This window comes from Acinetobacter sp. ANC 5045, assembly GCF_004331005.1.
GTDB lineage: Bacteria > Pseudomonadota > Gammaproteobacteria > Pseudomonadales > Moraxellaceae > Acinetobacter > Acinetobacter towneri.
Map to the genome: position 1 here is coordinate 152250 of NZ_SJNS01000001.1, position 18812 is coordinate 171061.

Here is an 18812-nt window from a genome sequence, read left to right on the forward strand (position 1 = left end):
TAACCACACTTACTCGTTTTTGAATAACTTGCTACTAATTTGCAAAAAATTAGCTCAATTTTGCAGCCATCGTATCTAGCTCATCAATGTGCAGAGCTCCCAACAGCTCGTCTTTGCGATTGTCACTATTTGCGCTACACTGCTGTTTTATCGACATGAAAAAGATTTGGGCATGAACATTAAAACATTACGTTGGGTTGGGTTCCTAGAAGGTATTTCATTCTTATTGTTGTTATTTATTGCTATGCCCATGAAATATATGTTCGATAACCCAATTTTAGTGAAATATGTAGGTATGGGACACGGCGTATTGTTTATCGCATTTTTAGTGGTGCTTTTTGTGGTTTGTGAAAAACAAAAATGGTCTCTTAAAATGTTTATTTTGGGCTTAATTGCTTCAATTTTACCTTTTGGCCCATTTGTTTTTGATGCTAAATTGAAAAAGATGGAACAACCAGTACAAGCTTAATCTGCAAGTCCTTTTCAGCTTTCATCATATTACACATTTTCTCAACTTTAATTTATAAATCAAATGTTTGCAAGGTGATGCCACATCACCTTGTTTTATGATGCAGCTGAAAAATTTAACCCCTTAAAACTGCCCTGCAGCAACTCGCTCCTGCATCACCTGTTTAAGCATCATGCGTGGCAAACTAAACCAGAGCGTTATCAGCACCAAACAAGCCAAACTATACGCCCAAATATCAAACCGCATATATAAAACACGCACCAGTTCAATCACAATAAAAAAGCACAGCATCAATATCATTGAAACACTAGCAGCAACAGTACCTTTAGACACTTCCGATGACATTAAGGCGAAACGGTATAAGACTGAGAAGCTCATTCCCTCACCAAAACTAATCAAGCTCATACCAATCACCAAACACCAAACAAAATAGCTTTGCCAAATTGCCCCCAATACGATCAGCACACTACCCAACAACATTAAAGGTAAACCAATCAAGACTGTTTTTCCTAAAGGTAAACGGTCAATGACTTTCATCAGTACCAGATTGCCTAAAATCAAACCACCCAAAACAGGAAACTGCGCCAAACCGTATTGCAGACTACTAAAGCCTAACTCTTCCACCAACATCACAGGAGATAACGCAATCCACAACATTAAAGGCATGCTCAATAAGGGCAGCGCCAATGTCAAACCTAAGAATCTGGTATTTTGAAAAACTTGTTTAAAATCATCCCATACATCTCGAAATGGAGGTTTGGGAATACGCTGCTGATTTTCAGGCATTTTGGCTTTCAGTCCAAACCAACTCAAAAATGCCAACAGTGCTATGCCGATAAAACCCCAATGCCAAGAAACATGCTCAATCATAAATGCACCTAAGACTGGGCCGAGCAAGGGAGCAAGTAAAGAGACGTTCGCCATGAGCGCCATGACTTTAATTGCATCACGTTCTGCAAAGTTTTCCTGAATAGCCGCATAACCGACTGCACTAATGACTGACAAACCAAAACCTTGAAAAAAACGAAGAACAAGGAAGCTTTCAATGTTCTGAGTCAATAAAATCAATAAACAGGTTAGGGTAAAAAATGCCACGCCGCCCAATAATACTTTTTTGCGTCCCAAACGGTCAGAGAGTGGCCCCAATAACCACGCCACACAAGCACCCCCCAGCAAATAAAATGACATGGACGAAGCTGCCCATGCACTACTGACACCAAAATCTTGTGTGACGGCCAACATTGCGGGTTGAACCAAGTCATTGCCAATATAAACCGCGAACTCAAACAAGACCAAAGCCAAGGGAAACATGAGTGTGGCACGTTGAATGGTATTTTTTTGCTGCTGTGGCATGAGTTATAAAGGACAAAACGATGCAAGTCAGCCGCGTTTAGCCCATAAAAATAGAAAATTGAGCTGCAGTTTAACAGAGTTGAATGGCAAATTTATGGCGCATTTTTTAAGTCCGTTAAATAAATTGCGGCACTTGATGTGACATCAGACCAAGTTAGGCATCACCTCCTTCAGCGGGTTAAGGCGATACGGTATTGCCCAATTCATAATATGAAAATACCGAAAGTACAGGATAAAACTACCCACGGCAATGAGGCGATCATTACAGTGTAGAAATGCTAGCGTTTTGATGGACATGCTGCGCTCACACGTTTTTGAATCGAATGAAGTCATCCTAAATAAAAGCTGTGGATAACACGAGTATTATCCACAGACGCTTTGTTGCATTTTTAGAACATCATGCAAGATTTACCTAAGCCCTACAGCAATTTAAGGACATTTTTTGCTTTGGAAAGTCTTGGTATTTTTACCACGTGCGCATAAGTAAGCGGTTTGCACATCACCCTGCTGCCATTGTCCATTAATATTTTTAAAGTGATAAATACTACGAATTGAACGTACCGAATCATCCATTAAGCCTGTTTCGGTAATTTTTACTTCTGCCGCAGTTGGTGCTTCGACACGGTTAAAGTATTGACGAATTTCAACGGTAGCCAATTCTTTACGCAAATCTGGACGTTGTTTGAGTACCTGCGCCAAAGGTGTTTCTGCAGGCGTAACTTGTGAAATAATATTCTGTGTAGTCGCACAGCCTGACAATAACGCAACACCCAATGCGGAAACCGTGATTAAACGCAACATAACTCCTCCAAAATGTTGATTATTATTTATGCTTCTATGATGCCCTGTTAGCGCAGAAACGCTAGAACAGAAATGTAAAATTAAAACAGCGGCATAAAAAAACGCATCACGAGGATGCGTTTTTCAATTCACTTAAATAAATGAAAGGCGAAAGGAATTACAAATCAAATAATTTGCCTGGGTTCATAATGCCTTGAGGGTCAAAAACCTTTTTCAACGCTTTCATATATTCAATTTCTTCAGCTGAACGTGAATATTCCAAATATGGTTTTTTGGTCATGCCTACACCGTGTTCTGCAGAAATAGAACCATCATATTTCTTCACAGTATCAAATACATACTTATTTACCACCTGACATTTGGCAAAGAATTCGTCTTTGCTTAAATCGGCAGGTTTAAGAATGTTCAGGTGCAAGTTACCATCACCAATATGGCCGAACCAGCAAATTTCAAAGTCAGGATAGTTTTCTGCCACAATTGCATCAATTTCCTGAATAAATGCAGGAACATGAGTAATCAATACTGAAATATCGTTTTTATATGGAATAAACGGTGCAATCGACTCAGAAATGTCTTCACGCAAACGCCATAAACTTTCAACTTGGTCTAGGCTTTGGCTCAATACGCCATCCATCACCCAGCCTTGTTCCATACAGTGTTCAAAAATTTCCATCGCCTTGTCCATAATTGGCTCAAATGGCGCTTCAAATTCAAGTAACACGTAGAATGGACATTGGGTTTCAAATGGACGTTGCACATGACCATGATCCAAGACCTTTTGCATCGCCAATTCACCAAAGAATTCAAATGCAGTCAGATCAATTTTAGCTTGGAAAGCATGTAATACAGGCATCACCGAATTAAAATCAGGTACGCCCAACACCATCACTTGCAAATCTTGCGGTTGGCGTTCTAGCTTAATTTCAGCTTCGGTCACTAAGCCAAGTGTGCCTTCACCGCCAATAAATAAATGTTGCAGCGCATAACCTGTTGCGTTTTTGATCATGCCTTTGTTCAGACGCAGGATATCTCCTTTGCCTGTTACCACAGTCAGACCCAACACCCAGTTACGGGTCATGCCGTATTTAATGACTTTAATACCGCCCGCATTGGTACCAATATTACCGCCAATTTGTGAAGAACCTGAAGATGCAAAATCGACTGGATAATACATGCCTTGTTCTTCGGCATAGTTTTGTAGTTGCTCAGTCACCACACCCGCTTGCACACGTACCATACGGTCTGCAGGGAAAAATTCCAAGATTTGGTTCATCTTGTCCATGCTGACTACAATTTCACCATTGGCTGCCACCGCACCCGCAGATAAACCTGTACGTCCGCCCGATGGAGTAATGGCCACATTAAACTGATTCGCCAGTTTTACAATGGCTTGTACTTGCTCTGTGCTTGATGGGAAAACGATGACCGATGGGTTCGGATCAAAATGCTTTGTATGGTCACGACCCCAGTTTTGGAGGCTATCGGCATCCGTTTTAATACGGTTTTCACCGACTATTGCCGTTAATTGGGTCAATAACTCAGGGGTTAAAGCGACTGGAGCATTCATCGTTTGCAGACCTAGCAAGAATTAAACAGGAAGAAAAGCGACTGTCTGCATATCTTGATCAATTTGAAGATACTGCAGACTAAATATGTGCATCAAAGCAACAGCGTGGGTTGGCTTTCATGTGTGCCGCTTATTATAAGCGATTTTTTTGAAAAACCTGTGAATATTGGCAATTCCGATAATATAACGTGGTCAGAACAGGGCAATTTTGGGCAATATTTCTGAAAGAGATTATATCTGACAAAAAATACCTGCACTCTTGGTCATAAAGGAAATGTATATCGACCCGTCTCCTATGTTATCATACAGCCACTAAATTTGGCCTTTGTAGCGGAGCCGTAATGAGCCAACATCTTTCACTACCTAAAGATAAAATTCGTTTCTTGTTGTTAGAAGGCGTACACCAGAACGCAATCGACGTGTTAAATGCAGCGGGTTATACCAACATCGATTATCGCAAAACGGCGCTTGAGGGCGATGCGTTAAAAGAAGCGATTAAAGATGCGCATTTCATCGGAATTCGTTCACGTACACAGCTAACTGAAGAAGTTTTTGAAGCTGCGAACAAACTAATTGCGGTAGGTTGTTTCTGTATTGGTACAAACCAAGTGAACTTAACTGCAGCAATGGAACGTGGTATTCCAGTTTTCAATGCCCCTTATTCAAACACCCGTTCGGTTGCAGAATTGGTATTGGCTGAAGCAATTTTATTGCTACGTCGCGTACCTGAAAAATCAACCGATACACATGCAGGTGGCTGGAACAAGTCTGCTGTAGGTTCATTTGAAACACGTGGTAAAACTTTAGGTATCGTGGGTTACGGTTCAATCGGTTCTCAACTTTCAGTATTGGCTGAAAGCTTGGGTATGCAGGTCATTTATTATGATGCTGTGACCAAGTTACCGTTAGGTAATGCACGTCAAGTTGGCTCTATGGGCGAATTATTGGCAAATGCTGACGTGGTTTCTTTACACGTTCCAGATGTACCCTCTACCCGCAATTTCATGGCAAAAGAACAATTTGCACAAATGAAAGAAGGCGCAATTTTCATTAACGCGGCACGTGGTACTTGTGTGGTGATTGAAGATTTGGCAGATGCCATCAAGTCTGGTCATATTGCAGGTGCTGCAGTTGACGTATTCCCGAAAGAACCAAAAGCCAATGGTGAAGAATTTGTTTCCCCACTACGTAACCTACCAAACGTGATTTTAACACCGCACGTGGGTGGTTCGACCATGGAAGCGCAAGCGAACATTGGTTTAGAAGTGGCAGAGAAATTTGTTGCATATTCAGATAAAGGTATGACTTTGTCTGCAGTGAACTTCCCTGAAATTGCACTGCCATTGACTGAAGGCAAGCACCGTTTATTGCATATTCACCAAAACATTCCAGGTGTATTGTCTAAAATCAACAACTTGTTTGCTGAACACGGCATCAACATCTCTGGTCAATCACTTATGACCAAAGGTGATGTCGGTTATTTAGTGATGGATGTTGATGCGACTGCATCTAAAGAAGCACTAGATACTTTACACGAAGTTGAAGGCACAATTCGCGTACGTGTCTTGTTCTAAGACCACACGCTGATGCTACAAAAAACCACAGTCTTAGCACTGTGGTTTTTTATGCCTGATCTATGAGTAACCTTGAGTTGCCACAGCCCTGTATTTTTAAACTTGCTATAATCTGCCTGACCTTCCCATTTCCACACTGTTGAGTATTTTTCTGCCCCATGCCAAACGCCCAACTCACTGCGGTGTTGTTCATGGTTTTATCCATGATCTCCTATCAAATCAGTGCTTCTTTTGCCAAACAATTGTTTCAGGTGCTTGACCCGCTTACTGTGACGATTTTGCGACTGTGCTTTGCCAGTGTAATTGTGGCAATCATGTTTCGCTCATGGCAAATTCTGTCGCGGCTCGCACATTTAAAATGGCGTGATTTATTGTGCTATAGCGCAGCCTTGGGCTTAATGAATATTCTGTTTTATCTGTCTTTGGGCAAGTTGCCGCAAGGTATTGCGGTGGGTTTAGAGTTTGTCGGGCCTTTGGGCTTAGCTTTATTGTCCATTCAAAACCGTAAAGATTATGTCTGGGTATTGTTGGCGATTTTAGGCATTATTCTTATGGTGCCTTGGGGACAAGCGCAGGGAGATCATTTTAGTCTGTTTGGTGCAGCATGTGCCTTAGGTGCAGGATTGTGCTGGGCTTTTTATATTTATTTTGGGCAAAAAGTGGTGCAACAAAATATTGGCATGCACGCGCTGACCATCGCCATCAGTATTTCGGCTTTGGCTTTGATTCCATTCGGACTGTATAACAATGCCCCCGCACTGTTTGAAACCCAGTATTGGGGCAAGGCGCTTGCCATTGCAGTGCTTGCCACGGCCATTCCTTATGCGCTGGATTTACAAGCCTTAAAACAACTCAGCAAAATGAGTTATGGCACACTTTCCAGTTTATCGCCTGCTTTAGCCGCACTGACAGGCTTGGTATTGTTGGGTGAGAAAATCACTGCACTGCAATGGCTCGCCTTATGCTGCATTATGTTAGCTTCGGTCGGTGTTACTTTTAGAGCAGTAAAAAAATCCAAACAGCCGCAGAATGTTTAAATCAGAATAATGCTTAAACCAAACTGTCTTTAGACATCTGTTGGTATTTTTCATACTCTGCCAAATATTGCTTGGCTAGACTTTGTTTTTGCTGTTCAGACAAAATTTTGCCTGCCTGCTGAAAAAAGCCATGTTCTTCTTCTTTTAAATGATGATGCACTTTATCTGACAGTTGCTTTGCAATTGCCAACCAACCTGTGTTGCTCATTTCAGTTTCGGTTAATTGTTCGAGTAATTCATCCATTTGATGATGCTCTGCCAAAGCATGGCGAGTGATATTTAAACCCGCATCAGTCATCATTAAGGGAATATAAAAATAGCGATCTTCTGCCACTGCATGCGCAAATAATTCATTTTTAAGTTGTTCAAATATCGCTCTACGTTCAGGGCTATCACCTGAAGTTTGCGTCAGTTGGCGGGCTAAATTTCGTTGAATGTCGTGACTTTGGCGTAAAGCTTCAAAAATATTCATGTGCAGCCCTCTATTTTTAACCCATGCGCGGCGAACAGATTGATAAAAATCTACTCGCACATCCACATCGGTTTTGGAGTCAGTTTTGATTTCGTTTTTTAATCCTCTAGCTACTGTATAGAGGATCAATCCGAATTCCTGCAACTATTTGTATAGAAAGCTTTAATTCACTTACCCACTTTATTCAAGTTATGTATCTGAGCAAAATTTAGAGATTTAAAACCCGTTTCGGTACCAAGCGCTTTTTATCTGTAATTTCAGCCAAACCTAAACACTTTTCACCATCAAAGACCAACACTTGCGCTGCTGCAGGATGGTCAATATTACTTTCCATGCCACGACTAAAATATTCAGCGCGTCCTTCAGGGACTTGAATGTGTAGAAAATGCTGCACAGGTGCATACGCAGGCAGCAATAAAGCCTCACGTTCTGCTTCACTTAAACTTTCCAAATATTCAATGCTATAACTTGGAATCAGGTCAAAATGTCCCGTTTTAATCCGATGCAAATAGGTCAAATGTCCATAAGTACCCAAGGCTTTGGCAATGTCTTCACCTAAAACACGAATATACGTGCCTTTAGAACAAGTTACATCCAAAGTGATGCTCTGTTCAGTAAAAGACAGTAACTCAATGGCATAAATTGTGACTGGACGCGCTTCACGTTCAATTTCAATGCCCTGTCGTGCCAATTCATACAACGGACGGCCTTCTTTTTTTAAGGCAGAATACATGGGCGGAACTTGCATAATATCGCCCTGAAATTGTGCCAATACCTGTTCAATGCGCTCTTGGCTCAATGCAGGTACAGCCTGCTGCAACAGCACTTCACCCTCAACATCTCCTGTGGTGGTGCTGTGTCCCAATTGAATGGTAGTTTGGTAGCGTTTCACCGAATCGAGTAAGTAGTGCGAAAACTTGGTCGCTTCACCCAAACAAATCGGCAGCAAACCCGAAGCCAATGGATCTAATGCTCCTGTATGCCCTGCTTTTTGCGCCCGATATAACCAACGCACTTTTTGTAACGCTGCATTGGAACTGATGCCCAAAGGCTTATTCAATAAAAATACACCACTAATGGCACGACGCTGGATTTTAGCCGCAGATGATTTCATAGCACACATAGGTCAAACCAAAACTGCGTCATGGTAACAATCTGCCGCGATAAATGACAACATTTCTAGAACAGCGACTTACTTTTATGGCATATTTGAGCGCTTAGGATTAAAAAAATAAAATGGATAAACAGGTGCATTGCAATGCAGAAACATAAAATATGGATTGTTTTAGGCGTAGTGATACTGCTGATTGCGGCTTTGGTGTATTGGCTGATGCCACCATCAACCTCTGCCCATACATCGCCTCAGCCAAGCTCAAATAATGAAACAGCTCAAGCGTTAAAGCTGCAGCGAGCAATGCAAAATAACCCTGCTGCAAATTTTTTAAGCCCAAGTCAGCAGGACACCGAAGTCAATTGTCAGCTTAAACTGGATGCAAGTAATCGTCTGATTGTGAATGAGCAAACCCGTAACTGTTTTGAATATTTTATTACCCAATATGGCGAAAAAAGCATTGAACAAATTCGTGGTGATTTTAAAAGGTATATTCAACAAGGACATAAAGAGCCTGCCTTGTCGCAAATTTTAGATTTATGGCAGCGTTATTTGGACTATCGCAATGCGCTTGGACAACTGCAAGCACCGAATTTAAATCAGGAAGATCCGCAATATTACCGCAGCATTTTTAGCAGCATGCAAAATCTGCGTAAACAATATTTTTCTGATTATGAAATTGAAGGTTTATTTGGTACGGAAGATGCCTATCACGAATATACCCTAAAGCGCATGGCAGTCATGGATGATAAAAAATTATCTGAAGCTGAAAAAGCACGACAATTGCAGGAATTATTTAAACAATTACCTCAAGATTGGCAAGAAAATTTAGAACAGCTGAACACCTTGCAAGATTTACGCAGCTTGACTGCGGCAATTAAAGCACGTGGTGGTTCTGCTGCTGAAATCCGCCAAATGCGTTTAAAGCTGGTTGGTCCAGAAGCAACCCAACGTTTAGAACAATTAGATGGGCAACGCAGTCAGTGGAAATCACGAGTAGAGGATTATTTAAGTGCGCGTGATCAAATCATGCAAAGTGGAATGAATGATCAAGCCAAGCAACAAGCCGTGAAACAATTACGCGGACAGCATTTTCAAAATCCACAAGAGCAATTGCGTTTAGAAACCTTTGAACAGGTACATGATCAAGGTGGAAAATTACCCTTTGCTGACTAACATATTGCATAGAACAACTGGGGCATGCAACATGCCCCATTTTTATGCCTGAAAAGCTGTTTTAGTACAAACCCACCACAACGATTTAATATACAAATGTCTATAAATATTAAATAGATATCAAGATGCATGTAGATTTACAAATCTCTTGGGCAATGCGCAATAACTGTCCCCAAATGATATGTTTTTTCTAAATTACGCATGAAAAAATACCTGAGCGTACAAAAAATAGTCGAGGATGACTCACAACACCGTGCCGCAAGCAACGGCAATTTACATATCTGAGCTTTCAGGAGGGAAGCGAAGCCACCACTTCACTTGTAATAAAAATAAAGAACACAGGATTGTTTTATGACCATCATCTCTAACATACGGGCAATTACATTGGCTGTCACTGGCTGCTTGCTCGGTTCAATGGGTGTCGCTCAAGCTGCTCCAAGCGTGTTGCCTATTCAGGAACAGGCCAAATCTGACTATGCCAAAACCAAATATCCATTGCTCATGGTACACGGCTGGCTCGGATGGTCACGCATTGGCAATGAAACCTTTAATATGGATTATTGGTATCAAATTTTGCCAGATATGGCACGTAATGGCGCAACCGTATTTGCCGCACAACTCTCCCCTGCACACCGTACTGAATTTCGAGGTGAGCAACTGATTGCCCAAGTCGAAGAAGTCATGGCAATCACTGGCAAATCCAAAGTCAATTTAATTGGTCACTCACATGGTGGCCCAACAGTACGTTATGTAGCTGCGACCAAACCTGAATATGTGGCATCAATTACGGGCGTTGCAGGTACATTCCGTGGCTCCAAAGTTGCCGATGATATTCAAAATAATCGTTTATCACGCACCGCGTTTAATATTTTAGGCGACTATATGGTGGCGCCTCTCATTACTTGGGCGCAGCAACAGCCAGACATGCCTGTCGATTTTGATGCATCGATGGCTTCTTTAACCGAAACAGCGTCTGCAGATTTTAACCGTCGTTTTCCAACCACAGCCTTGGCCGCAAATTGTAGCAGCAGCGGTGCCAAAGTAGATCGCGGGATTCATTACTATTCATGGACAGGTGTAGCACAAGCCACCAATTTACTAGATATTGACACTGTTTTAATGCAACTCGGCCCACTGTCTTATGGCAATTTAGATAACGATGGCATGGTCGCACGTTGTAGTACCCACATTGGACACGTCATTCGTGACAACTACCGACTGAATCATACCGACCTTGCCAACATGATGTTTGGCTTAACGGGCTTGTTTGCACCTGACCCAGTTGCACTGTATCGACAACATACCAACCGATTGAAATTACAAGGTTTGTAATAGTAAAGCTCATTTCAATCTTGGCAAAACCATCTTCCTGTGCTTGAAACTCAAGTGCAAGAAGTTCAATAACCATGAATCATTCAGAACTTGCAATCTAGCAAATTTCCTGAATAATGATATTTGACAATAGATATTGTCATGCTAGGAAAGCACAATAAAATAGAGGATGTTATATGAAATATGGATTATTCATTGCAGGCTTAATTGCGGCTAGTACCTTCAGTACCGCGCACGCATCCAATGCAGAACAGGTCAAATCTAACTTCGTGATCTCCAGTTATGCCAAAACCAAATATCCGATTGTGTTTACTCACGGTATGGCAGGCTTTATCAATATTGGTGGAGATCAGTTAGGTGTCGATTATTGGTACCAAATTTTACCCAATTTAGCACGTAACGGTGCAAACGCTTGGGCAACCCGTGTATCTCCTTTTAACTCATCCGAAGTTCGTGGGGAACAACTGGCACAACAGGTCGATGAAATTCTTGCAATTACAGGTGCAAGCAAAGTCAACTTAATTGGTCACTCACATGGTGGGCCCACTATTCGTTATGTTGCAGGCGTGATGCCGTCTAAAGTCGCATCGCTGACTGCGGTCGGTTCACCTAACAAAGGCTCGCCTGTAGCTGACTTTATTTTAAAAGTACAAGGCACACCACTTGAAAAGCCATTAATCGACATGGTCAATTTAGTTTCCAAAACCATCACTTGGGCACAAGGTTTAGATCCAAACAGCTATCCACATGATTCGTTGGCGAGTGCAAAAAGCTTAACTTTGGCTGGTTCTGCACAATTTAACAGCAAATTCCCAATGGGTATGCCAACGACAAGTTGTGGTGAGGGCGCTTATCAAGAAAAAGGCATCCAGTTCTATTCATTTACGGGCAATACGGCTGTCACTAATTTACTTGATCCAGACTCAGCCATGTTGGCGACCAGTTTGTTGATTGATAATGGTCGTGATAATGATGGTTTGGTATCACGCTGCAGCGCCAAATTTGGTAAAACCATTCGTGATAATTACTATTGGAACCACTTGGACGAAGTCAATCAACTCTTGGGCATGAAAGATATTTTTGCGCCTGATCCTGTTGATGTATATCGTCAACATGCCAATCGCTTAAAAATGCAAGGTTTATAAACTCAAATACCAGACATAAAAAAATGCGCCTAAGCGGCGCATTTTTTAGCTGTAACGCAAAGTTAAAATTAACCTTGTTTACGTGCTGGTAATTTTTCACGAATACGTGCAGCTTTACCAGACAATTCGCGTAGGTAGTAAAGTTTAGCACGACGAACGTCACCACGACGTTTCACTTCGATTTTCGCAACGATTGGAGAGTGAGTTTGGAAAACACGCTCAACACCAATACCGCTAGAAATTTTACGTACTGTGAACGCAGAGTTCAAACCACGGTTTTTCTTCGCAATGACAACGCCTTCGAACGCTTGTAGACGCTCACGATCACCTTCTTTAACTTTTACTTGAACGATAACTGTATCGCCTGGTGCAAAAGCTGGGATGTCTTGCTTAAGCTGTGCATTCTCAACAGCTTGTACTAAAGGATGCTTACCACTCATGGGGTATCTCCAATATGTGTGGGTCAGAAGAGGTCTGATTTCCACTGGGTATAGAGGCTAAAGCGCATAGACCCGATTGACTTTCCCTTTATGCCTGACCGCTTCAATGCATAAAGAGCCTATTTAAAAACTACAAACACACTGTCTGTAGCAATTTTGCTTAGACAAACCGATTACTTGGTCTGTCCTTGCGAATCTTTTAGCCATTTTTTTTGCTGCTTGCTCAACTCAACTTTTTCAATCAACTCAGGTCGACGCTCTAAAGTCCGTTGATAACGCTGCAAAAACCGCCATTTTTCAATATTGGCATGATGTCCCGACTTTAGTACTTCAGGGACATCCAAACCTTCAAAATGGTCTGGCTTGGTATATTGTGGGCAATCTAAAAGACCATCCACAAATGAGTCTTGCACATGAGATTGCTCATCAGACATAGCACCCGGAAGTCTCCGAATAATACTGTCTAATAACACCATCGCAGGTAGTTCACCACCCGACAACACGTAATCCCCAATCGACCATTCCTGATCAACATAGTTTTGGATTAAACGCTCATCGACCCCTTCATAGCGACCGCACAATACAATTAAGCCATCATATTCAACGAATTGTTGTACTGCAGTTTCGTTTAAGGTTTTACCTTGTGGCGACATATACACCACAGGTACATGAACTGCTCCTGCTTGCTGTGCAAGCTGTTTGGCATGCTGGATTGCTTGCGCCAAAGGCTCTGCCATCATCACCATACCTGGACCACCACCAAATGGACGTTCATCCACCCGTTTGTAGTTGCCCTGTGCATAATCACGTGGATTAATACAATGAATTTGCATCAAGTCACGTTGTGCTGCACGTCCGCTAATACCGTAAGCTGTAATCGCTTCAAACATTTCAGGAAAAAGCGTAATGACTGCAAAAAACACCGCAGACTCCTCTATTTTCCTGCTCTGCGAATCCTAAAAGGATTAATAATCTACGCCCCAATTCACGTAGATGCGACCCGCTTCGAGATCAACGCGTTGTACCACATCTTTATGCCATGGAATCATACGCTCTTCGCCATCGACGCTATCGGCAGTTGCGCGAACCACCATCACGTCATTGGCACCTGTTTCAAACAGTTCATGGATTTGACCGAGGTTCACTTCTTGTTCGTCATCGTCCAGACCTAACACTGTTAGACCTTTTAAATCAGACCAATAATACTCGTCCACGCCCGGTTGAGGCAGTTGCGCTTTTGAAATCCAGATATTTGCGCCAACCAAGTTGTCTGCTGCGGTACGATCACTCACACCTTTTAAGCTGACCACCAAGCCTTTGCCATGTGGTTTCCAACGTTTTACATCGACCATTTGCCAACCTGCTTTGGTTTCAATGTACCAAGGCAGGTAGTCAAATATGTTGCTCATGGGTTCTGTATTGGAATAGACCCAGAGCCACCCATTTAATCCATAAGCTGAACGTAGCTGTCCAATCTGAATACGATCTTCGGGCACATTCTGTGTTGGTGTCATGGGCTACCTACGACTTAATTTGTAAAAATTATGCAGCAGCTGCAGCTTTCTTCGCTTGAGCAGCTAAAGAAGCAACACGTTCAGATGGTTGAGCACCTTGAGAAACCCAGTGAGCAAAACGGTCAGCATCTAAACGAAGTTTTTCTGCTTTACCCTGAGCTGTTGGGTTGAAGAAACCGATACGTTCGATGAAACGACCGTCACGCGCATTGCGGCTGTCAGTTACAACGATTTGATAGAATGGACGCTTTTTAGCACCACCACGAGTAAGACGAATAACTACCATGATACAACCTTATAGTTTTTACGGATTATCCCTGTACCGACCATCGATACATTTCAAACCCCTTTCATAGAGGGCAATATTTTACGCGAAATTTGCCCTGAATGAAAGATCTAAACGTATTTATCCGCAGGTTTGAATTTATTTATTTGCCGTCCCAGTTGGAAGTTGCAGATGGTGTGCAAGTACCCCCCTTAGTCCAACATTTTTCACCACGGTGGTTGAGTCGATTATGACCGTCTGTTTGTTGAGAAGTTCCGGAGATAGGGATTGCATTTAAAGTCCACGTGTTTGCAGTTACTCCGGTTAGAGTAACTGTATAAAGTGCTTGTCCTTGGCGTGGAATTGTTAATGGAACTGTTTCTCCAATATTTGCCAATGTAATTGGATTTCCATCAGCTTGTATAAACGTAAAATTGGCAACTTTGTAGCGCTGTAATTTACTAGCAAGCTCCATAAGCTCTGCTTGAGCTTCAACACGTTTTGTTTTACGTACATATTCCTGATAAGAGGGATAAGCTATTGCTGCCAAAATAGCAACGATTGCCACCACAATCATAAGTTCAATCAACGTAAATCCAGAGAAGTGTTTTTTTACCATGCCTCACTCCCTGTTGTATCTGTCCCACATTCTGTAAACGTCACATTGCTGCTGGTTTTATTTTTACAACGAATTCCATTACTACTCATTAAGTAGCTAAAGTTTCGACCATCATTGTGCACAGCACGTATCACCCAACTCGTCCCGCTTGCTGCTGTTGCTGTAAGAGCTGGATTTCCGGCAGCACCATCTCGAACCTCAAAAGTGTAGTTTTGAACAGCATTGGGAGTAAGATTAAAGCCTAAATAATTAAAATTACGTGATTTCCAACGTTCAAGTTCACTTGCTAAGCGCTGCACCTCTTGCTGTGCTTGTGCAGCATTTGCTCTACGCACATATTCCTGATAACTTGGAATAGCGATTGCTGCAATAATTGCAACAATCACAACTACAACCATCAGCTCAATTAAGGTAAAACCTTTCTGAATAGATAATGCATTATTCATATATCTGCCCCTACCTAATCGAACTAATTTTTTCATACCAGCGTTGAGGAATTAGACAAACTTGAGTTGGCTCCCCATCACTACTTCCAGACTGGTTATAAACCCTCACTGAATCTGCATTCAAGCAATAATTTTTCTCACTTCCACCACCAGTACCACCACCAGTACCACCACCAGTACCGCCACCAGTGCCACCACCTGTACCACCACCAATTACTGCAATAGTATGAATACCAGGGCCCTGATTATCTTTACTAAACCAATCATTGCCAAATTTACTTGGTTCACATTGTCCGTAAGGTAGACAAAAACGAGTTACAAAACTTTCTCCTTTCACACCTGCCCCACAGTCACCCGAAATACCAGGTTTAGATCCATCAAAAGTAGAAACATGCAACACCGACTTCATCGCCACTGGCGTACCATATACTTTTTCACTTTGTACTTTAAAAGATTGGAATGGATAATACCAACCGTTGCTACTCGTATATGGTGCTTTTAAAGTCGAATTATTTTTACGATCACTTTCAGTAATTAAACCCAAGTTATTTTTGCGTATATTTTGCGTGGTATGGCTATAACCTGTCTTATATAGATCTCGATTAGCAACATCTTTATCATAAATATTAAATATTGCGTCTTCGCTATATCCTAAGCCGTTGGTATATTCAGCTAAAGGTGAGCTTCTATTACCACTGCCTATAGATATCACTGCAAAAGTTTCCCCAGTCGTTGACTTATATAAGGAAAAAGCAGGCATATCATAAAAACGTGTTTTCTTCCCACCTGTGACTGTTAAATCCAACAGACGCACAGGACTTTTTGCAAAAGCACCTAAAGTCTTCGTTTTATTGTCTAAATCAATACGGAATACCTGCCCACCCAGATCACCAAAATATAAATGATCAGTTAAACCATCACTGTCACGGTCGACCGTTCTAATTTCACTGACTACACTATATTTTAAATCATCATGATGTGTTCTTATCACGCCCGAATCTGTTGAAGCACTGCTACTGGATCCTGCATTAGCACTCGCCCACCACAAGAGTTCTCCATCGTCGGCATCAAACATATAAACACCAGCACCGCGTTTATTGTTCTGCACATATTCATCATTTTCATAACCAGCATAGATGCCTTTCAGACCAGCGGCATCTTTAGCATTACCATCCACTCCGCCAGCATCATAGCCGCCACCAACGAACATTACTTGTGTTCTTTTTCCTTTCCAATTTACCCACGCCAAACGTGGTTTAGACCAACTTTGTCCCATGTAGCTTAAAGGCCCTGAGGTTACAGCATCAGGATTAATATGAAACTTGAGTTTAGGATTATTCATATCTTGTAAATCGAGTGCATAATAGCTACGCCCACCCATGCGTAAGCCGCCATATACATTCAATCTACCTTCTTGGCTATATGCACCTTTTCCTACAACCAATTTACCTGTTGAATTGACAGCATATTCAGTATAAGCCGTCCAAGGACCATCAACCCCATAATAGAGCTTGCTCAAACCACCATTAGATAACTCTGGTATTGAAAAAGCTTCTTTTTGACTCTCAAGCATTTCATTTGGTACAAAAGCAAATTTTTCATCACCTGTTTTGGCATCTACAACATGTAATAAACCTTGCGTTGTACCAAATAAGACAAAGTCTTTACGTTGGGTTGTATCAAGCTTGTTATCTATAAACTTAATTTCACCCTCTGTTGTTAATAAAACAGGAGATGAATGCATTACAGCACCTAATTGTCGAAGCTCTTCCACGGCACCCAAATTACTTATCGTGCTTGGATTATTGAGTTGACTTTCAGACAGCTTATACCCTAAGAGAGACATTAAATATCCTCTATATGGATCATTTTTTGTGTCTGCCTGAGTTAAATAATCTAAATTGACACGTTGTAGATTCGTACCGCTTTCAAACGCAGAAGTCGTTGTATTAAAAGTACGGTTTGTGAGTAATTTACGAGAAGCTATTGCTGGTGCTGTCGGATTACTACGTAATTTAAGCTGTTCTAACACACCTCCTGAGGTCGTAACATCTGAAGTCCAATAATCACTTACATCTTTTTTAATCGCTCCACGATCATCAAAAATGCTTGCTCCACTTTTACCCACCAATTTCCCTGAGCTATGTACCAAGTATTTTTTCAAATTCCCCAACCATGATTGAGTTGGTTTTTCTGGTGTAGGTTGAAATTGTGGGAAATAAGCATTGTTTTGCAATACGGACGGATTCAGCGCATCCGCAGGAATTGTAGGTGAACCTGTGGTAACCGAAGGGATTTCTGTACTTAAGCTGCTAATAAAATCATTTACGCTATTTACGACATCTTGTGACTCATTACCTGAATACCAACCGCCTTCTCCAATAATTCCCCAATAGGCTGCTCTTTTAACATTTGTATTTATCACTCCTAAAGCCGCTAAATTGTCAGCTTGTGTTTTATTTTTATCAAAAGAAGTTACATCATTAAAATCACCACCAAAACCTACCACGGCCGTTTTAAACTTTAAACCTTGAGCATTCTTTGTCGGATCTAATAGGTCAATGCTTAATTTATGAATACAGTCCCAATCTCCACTACATGAAAAACCAGTATTACCTAAGGCTGTTCTGATTAATCCTTGCGTATTATCATAAATAGTCGGCTCACCATCAGTTAAAACATATATTCCTTGTCCGCTACATTGTCTTGCTTGTGCAGTTTGTGTCAAAGATGCTGGTGGATTATATGCTCCATTAGTATTAGTTGTTACACCTTTTTTTGTACTAGCATCAGAGTATTGCCAGCCATTTCCTGTTTGCCCTGCCGTGTTCCTCCCCATCATATATGCAACAGCTTCTGCATACGAACGCGCAGTAGGTGTTGCTGAGTTTGCTTCTAGCTCAACAATAGTATCTATTAGAATTTGTCGTTGCGTTTTCCCGCCAACATTATCATCTAAGCGTCTAGCTGGTACTACTATGGCGCCATTTTGATAACTTTGGGCTCCAGAGGTTCCAATGCGACGACCATTATTAGCACCTAAAGTTGATAAACCAATAATTTTATCATCTGAAAGTCTAGAAATACCTTTCGCTGGATTACCAAAAAGTAAATCCATCATCCCATCCTTTACACGTGTAATTCGGTCATCATACCGCCTTCCATTTCGCTCACACCATTGGCGTCGATATGTTGGGCCACCTACAATAGGCGTTTCCAGTGCTGATCTTGGCGTCATACTCTGATTCGTTGCCAACTCACAGGCGGGTCTAGCAAATGTATTGGAACTATGCTGAGATGTCATACTCCCAGAAATATCCAACATAAACATTAGGGTAATATCCCCAGACTTGGCAGTCTGATAAATATCAATATCACTTGCCTGTGCAATACCACTTAAAGTTGTACCCGTCACCACGGCGCTAATACTGGTGGCAAGTAGAGTCCGAATATAAGCTTTGTGCAAAGCATTTTTCTTCATTTTATTCATT

The 18812-nt window shown here is 41.6% G+C and carries 19 protein-coding genes and 1 pseudogene; 6 read left to right on the forward strand and 14 right to left on the reverse strand.

The features are described 5' to 3' along the window. Positions 1-172 precede the first annotated feature (172 nt). The gene (locus E0H79_RS00800) at positions 173-469 is read left to right on the forward strand and encodes a DUF3817 domain-containing protein (RefSeq protein WP_004974548.1); all 297 of its coding nucleotides are present in this window, start codon (positions 173-175) and stop codon (positions 467-469) included. A gap of 123 nt (positions 470-592) precedes the next feature. Here the strand turns inward: E0H79_RS00800 and E0H79_RS00805 are convergent, their stop codons facing one another. From E0H79_RS00805 to E0H79_RS00820, 4 genes and pseudogenes are all read right to left on the reverse strand, one after another. Beyond that, positions 593-1822 carry an MFS transporter gene (locus E0H79_RS00805; RefSeq protein WP_096901250.1) on the reverse strand — a complete coding sequence of 410 codons (1230 nt, stop codon included), beginning with the start codon at positions 1820-1822 and terminating at the stop codon, positions 593-595. 181 nt (positions 1823-2003) lie between these two features. Then, positions 2004-2113, reverse strand: a pseudogene (locus E0H79_RS00810) (pirin family protein); the annotation flags it as partial. 138 nt (positions 2114-2251) lie between these two features. After that, positions 2252-2623: a hypothetical protein gene (locus E0H79_RS00815; protein ID WP_004974545.1), complete on the reverse strand. Its 372-nt coding sequence runs from the start codon at positions 2621-2623 to the stop codon at positions 2252-2254. Positions 2624-2780: 157 nt separating this feature from the next. Then, entirely contained in the window at positions 2781-4190 is a 1410-nt protein-coding gene (locus E0H79_RS00820; protein ID WP_004974544.1) for an FAD-binding oxidoreductase, read from the reverse strand. A 341-nt stretch (positions 4191-4531) separates the two neighbouring features. On the opposite strand from E0H79_RS00820, the gene serA reads away from it, so the two are divergent. After that, entirely contained in the window at positions 4532-5764 is a 1233-nt protein-coding gene (gene serA, locus E0H79_RS00825) for a phosphoglycerate dehydrogenase (protein WP_104852617.1), read from the forward strand. A gap of 49 nt (positions 5765-5813) precedes the next feature. On the opposite strand, the gene E0H79_RS15200 is transcribed toward serA, so the two are convergent. Next, positions 5814-5969, reverse strand: a complete 156-nt coding sequence (locus E0H79_RS15200; RefSeq protein ID WP_162164694.1) for a hypothetical protein — start codon at positions 5967-5969, stop codon at positions 5814-5816. On the opposite strand from E0H79_RS15200, the gene E0H79_RS00830 reads away from it, so the two are divergent. Beyond that, positions 5923-6801 carry an EamA family transporter gene (locus E0H79_RS00830; RefSeq protein ID WP_131260612.1) on the forward strand — a complete coding sequence of 293 codons (879 nt, stop codon included), beginning with the start codon at positions 5923-5925 and terminating at the stop codon, positions 6799-6801. The two genes, E0H79_RS15200 and E0H79_RS00830, sit on opposite strands and share 47 nt — an antisense overlap. A gap of 13 nt (positions 6802-6814) precedes the next feature. Here the strand turns inward: E0H79_RS00830 and E0H79_RS00835 are convergent, their stop codons facing one another. Both E0H79_RS00835 and truB read right to left on the reverse strand, forming a co-directional pair. Continuing rightward, positions 6815-7273 carry a hemerythrin domain-containing protein gene (locus tag E0H79_RS00835; RefSeq protein ID WP_131260613.1) on the reverse strand — a complete coding sequence of 153 codons (459 nt, stop codon included), beginning with the start codon at positions 7271-7273 and terminating at the stop codon, positions 6815-6817. 208 nt (positions 7274-7481) lie between these two features. Then, a complete protein-coding gene (gene truB / locus E0H79_RS00840; RefSeq protein WP_131260614.1) occupies positions 7482-8387 on the reverse strand; it encodes a tRNA pseudouridine(55) synthase TruB in 906 nt (301 codons plus the stop codon). Between the two features lie 144 nt (positions 8388-8531). Between truB and E0H79_RS00845 the strand changes: the two genes are divergently transcribed. The 3 genes from E0H79_RS00845 to E0H79_RS00855 all read left to right on the forward strand — a co-directional run bounded on the left by E0H79_RS00845 (position 8532) and on the right by E0H79_RS00855 (position 12037). Next, positions 8532-9560, forward strand: a complete 1029-nt coding sequence (locus E0H79_RS00845) for a lipase secretion chaperone (RefSeq protein WP_131260615.1) — start codon at positions 8532-8534, stop codon at positions 9558-9560. A 414-nt stretch (positions 9561-9974) separates the two neighbouring features. Beyond that, positions 9975-10892, forward strand: a complete 918-nt coding sequence (locus E0H79_RS00850) for an esterase/lipase family protein (protein ID WP_228258759.1) — start codon at positions 9975-9977, stop codon at positions 10890-10892. A gap of 176 nt (positions 10893-11068) precedes the next feature. Next, a complete protein-coding gene (locus E0H79_RS00855) occupies positions 11069-12037 on the forward strand; it encodes a lipase family alpha/beta hydrolase (RefSeq protein ID WP_131260617.1) in 969 nt (322 codons plus the stop codon). 68 nt (positions 12038-12105) lie between these two features. Here E0H79_RS00855 and rplS read toward each other — a convergent pair whose 3' ends face one another. The 7 genes from rplS to E0H79_RS00890 all read right to left on the reverse strand — a co-directional run bounded on the left by rplS (position 12106) and on the right by E0H79_RS00890 (position 18811). Beyond that, positions 12106-12477 carry a 50S ribosomal protein L19 gene (gene rplS, locus E0H79_RS00860; protein WP_004809937.1) on the reverse strand — a complete coding sequence of 124 codons (372 nt, stop codon included), beginning with the start codon at positions 12475-12477 and terminating at the stop codon, positions 12106-12108. Positions 12478-12650: 173 nt separating this feature from the next. Then, positions 12651-13400 (reverse strand): tRNA (guanosine(37)-N1)-methyltransferase TrmD, encoded by a 750-nt coding sequence (gene trmD / locus E0H79_RS00865; protein WP_131260618.1) that lies wholly within the window; start codon positions 13398-13400, stop codon positions 12651-12653. 42 nt (positions 13401-13442) lie between these two features. Beyond that, entirely contained in the window at positions 13443-13991 is a 549-nt protein-coding gene (gene rimM, locus E0H79_RS00870) for a ribosome maturation factor RimM (RefSeq protein WP_004974527.1), read from the reverse strand. 28 nt (positions 13992-14019) lie between these two features. After that, a complete protein-coding gene (gene rpsP / locus E0H79_RS00875; protein WP_131260619.1) occupies positions 14020-14277 on the reverse strand; it encodes a 30S ribosomal protein S16 in 258 nt (85 codons plus the stop codon). 142 nt (positions 14278-14419) lie between these two features. Then, positions 14420-14875 (reverse strand): type IV pilin protein, encoded by a 456-nt coding sequence (locus E0H79_RS00880; RefSeq protein WP_131260620.1) that lies wholly within the window; start codon positions 14873-14875, stop codon positions 14420-14422. Beyond that, complete coding sequence (locus E0H79_RS00885) at positions 14869-15321, reverse strand: type IV pilin protein (protein WP_131260621.1); 453 nt, start codon at positions 15319-15321, stop codon at positions 14869-14871. The genes E0H79_RS00880 and E0H79_RS00885 overlap by 7 nt, the downstream gene beginning before the upstream one ends. A 10-nt stretch (positions 15322-15331) precedes the next feature. Then, entirely contained in the window at positions 15332-18811 is a 3480-nt protein-coding gene (locus tag E0H79_RS00890) for a pilus assembly protein (RefSeq protein WP_131260622.1), read from the reverse strand. Position 18812: the final 1 nt, after the last annotated feature.

What these genes read in the sequence shown, in the direction of transcription:
- E0H79_RS00850 (WP_228258759.1), top strand. Translation starts at nt 9,975, where the DNA reads ATGGGTGTCGCTCAAGCTGCTCCAAGCGTGTTGCCTATTCAGGAACAG.
- E0H79_RS00800 (WP_004974548.1), top strand. Translation starts at nt 173, where the DNA reads ATGAACATTAAAACATTACGTTGGGTTGGGTTCCTAGAAGGTATTTCA.
- serA (WP_104852617.1), top strand. Translation starts at nt 4,532, where the DNA reads ATGAGCCAACATCTTTCACTACCTAAAGATAAAATTCGTTTCTTGTTG.
- rpsP (WP_131260619.1), bottom strand. Translation starts at nt 14,277, where the DNA reads ATGGTAGTTATTCGTCTTACTCGTGGTGGTGCTAAAAAGCGTCCATTC.
- E0H79_RS00845 (WP_131260615.1), top strand. Translation starts at nt 8,532, where the DNA reads ATGCAGAAACATAAAATATGGATTGTTTTAGGCGTAGTGATACTGCTG.
- E0H79_RS00805 (WP_096901250.1), bottom strand. Translation starts at nt 1,822, where the DNA reads ATGCCACAGCAGCAAAAAAATACCATTCAACGTGCCACACTCATGTTT.
- E0H79_RS15200 (WP_162164694.1), bottom strand. Translation starts at nt 5,969, where the DNA reads ATGGATAAAACCATGAACAACACCGCAGTGAGTTGGGCGTTTGGCATG.
- E0H79_RS00890 (WP_131260622.1), bottom strand. Translation starts at nt 18,811, where the DNA reads ATGAATAAAATGAAGAAAAATGCTTTGCACAAAGCTTATATTCGGACT.
- rplS (WP_004809937.1), bottom strand. Translation starts at nt 12,477, where the DNA reads ATGAGTGGTAAGCATCCTTTAGTACAAGCTGTTGAGAATGCACAGCTT.
- E0H79_RS00885 (WP_131260621.1), bottom strand. Translation starts at nt 15,321, where the DNA reads ATGAATAATGCATTATCTATTCAGAAAGGTTTTACCTTAATTGAGCTG.
- rimM (WP_004974527.1), bottom strand. Translation starts at nt 13,991, where the DNA reads ATGACACCAACACAGAATGTGCCCGAAGATCGTATTCAGATTGGACAG.
- E0H79_RS00835 (WP_131260613.1), bottom strand. Translation starts at nt 7,273, where the DNA reads ATGAATATTTTTGAAGCTTTACGCCAAAGTCACGACATTCAACGAAAT.
- E0H79_RS00820 (WP_004974544.1), bottom strand. Translation starts at nt 4,190, where the DNA reads ATGAATGCTCCAGTCGCTTTAACCCCTGAGTTATTGACCCAATTAACG.
- E0H79_RS00815 (WP_004974545.1), bottom strand. Translation starts at nt 2,623, where the DNA reads ATGTTGCGTTTAATCACGGTTTCCGCATTGGGTGTTGCGTTATTGTCA.
- truB (WP_131260614.1), bottom strand. Translation starts at nt 8,387, where the DNA reads ATGAAATCATCTGCGGCTAAAATCCAGCGTCGTGCCATTAGTGGTGTA.
- E0H79_RS00855 (WP_131260617.1), top strand. Translation starts at nt 11,069, where the DNA reads ATGAAATATGGATTATTCATTGCAGGCTTAATTGCGGCTAGTACCTTC.
- E0H79_RS00880 (WP_131260620.1), bottom strand. Translation starts at nt 14,875, where the DNA reads ATGGTAAAAAAACACTTCTCTGGATTTACGTTGATTGAACTTATGATT.
- E0H79_RS00830 (WP_131260612.1), top strand. Translation starts at nt 5,923, where the DNA reads ATGCCAAACGCCCAACTCACTGCGGTGTTGTTCATGGTTTTATCCATG.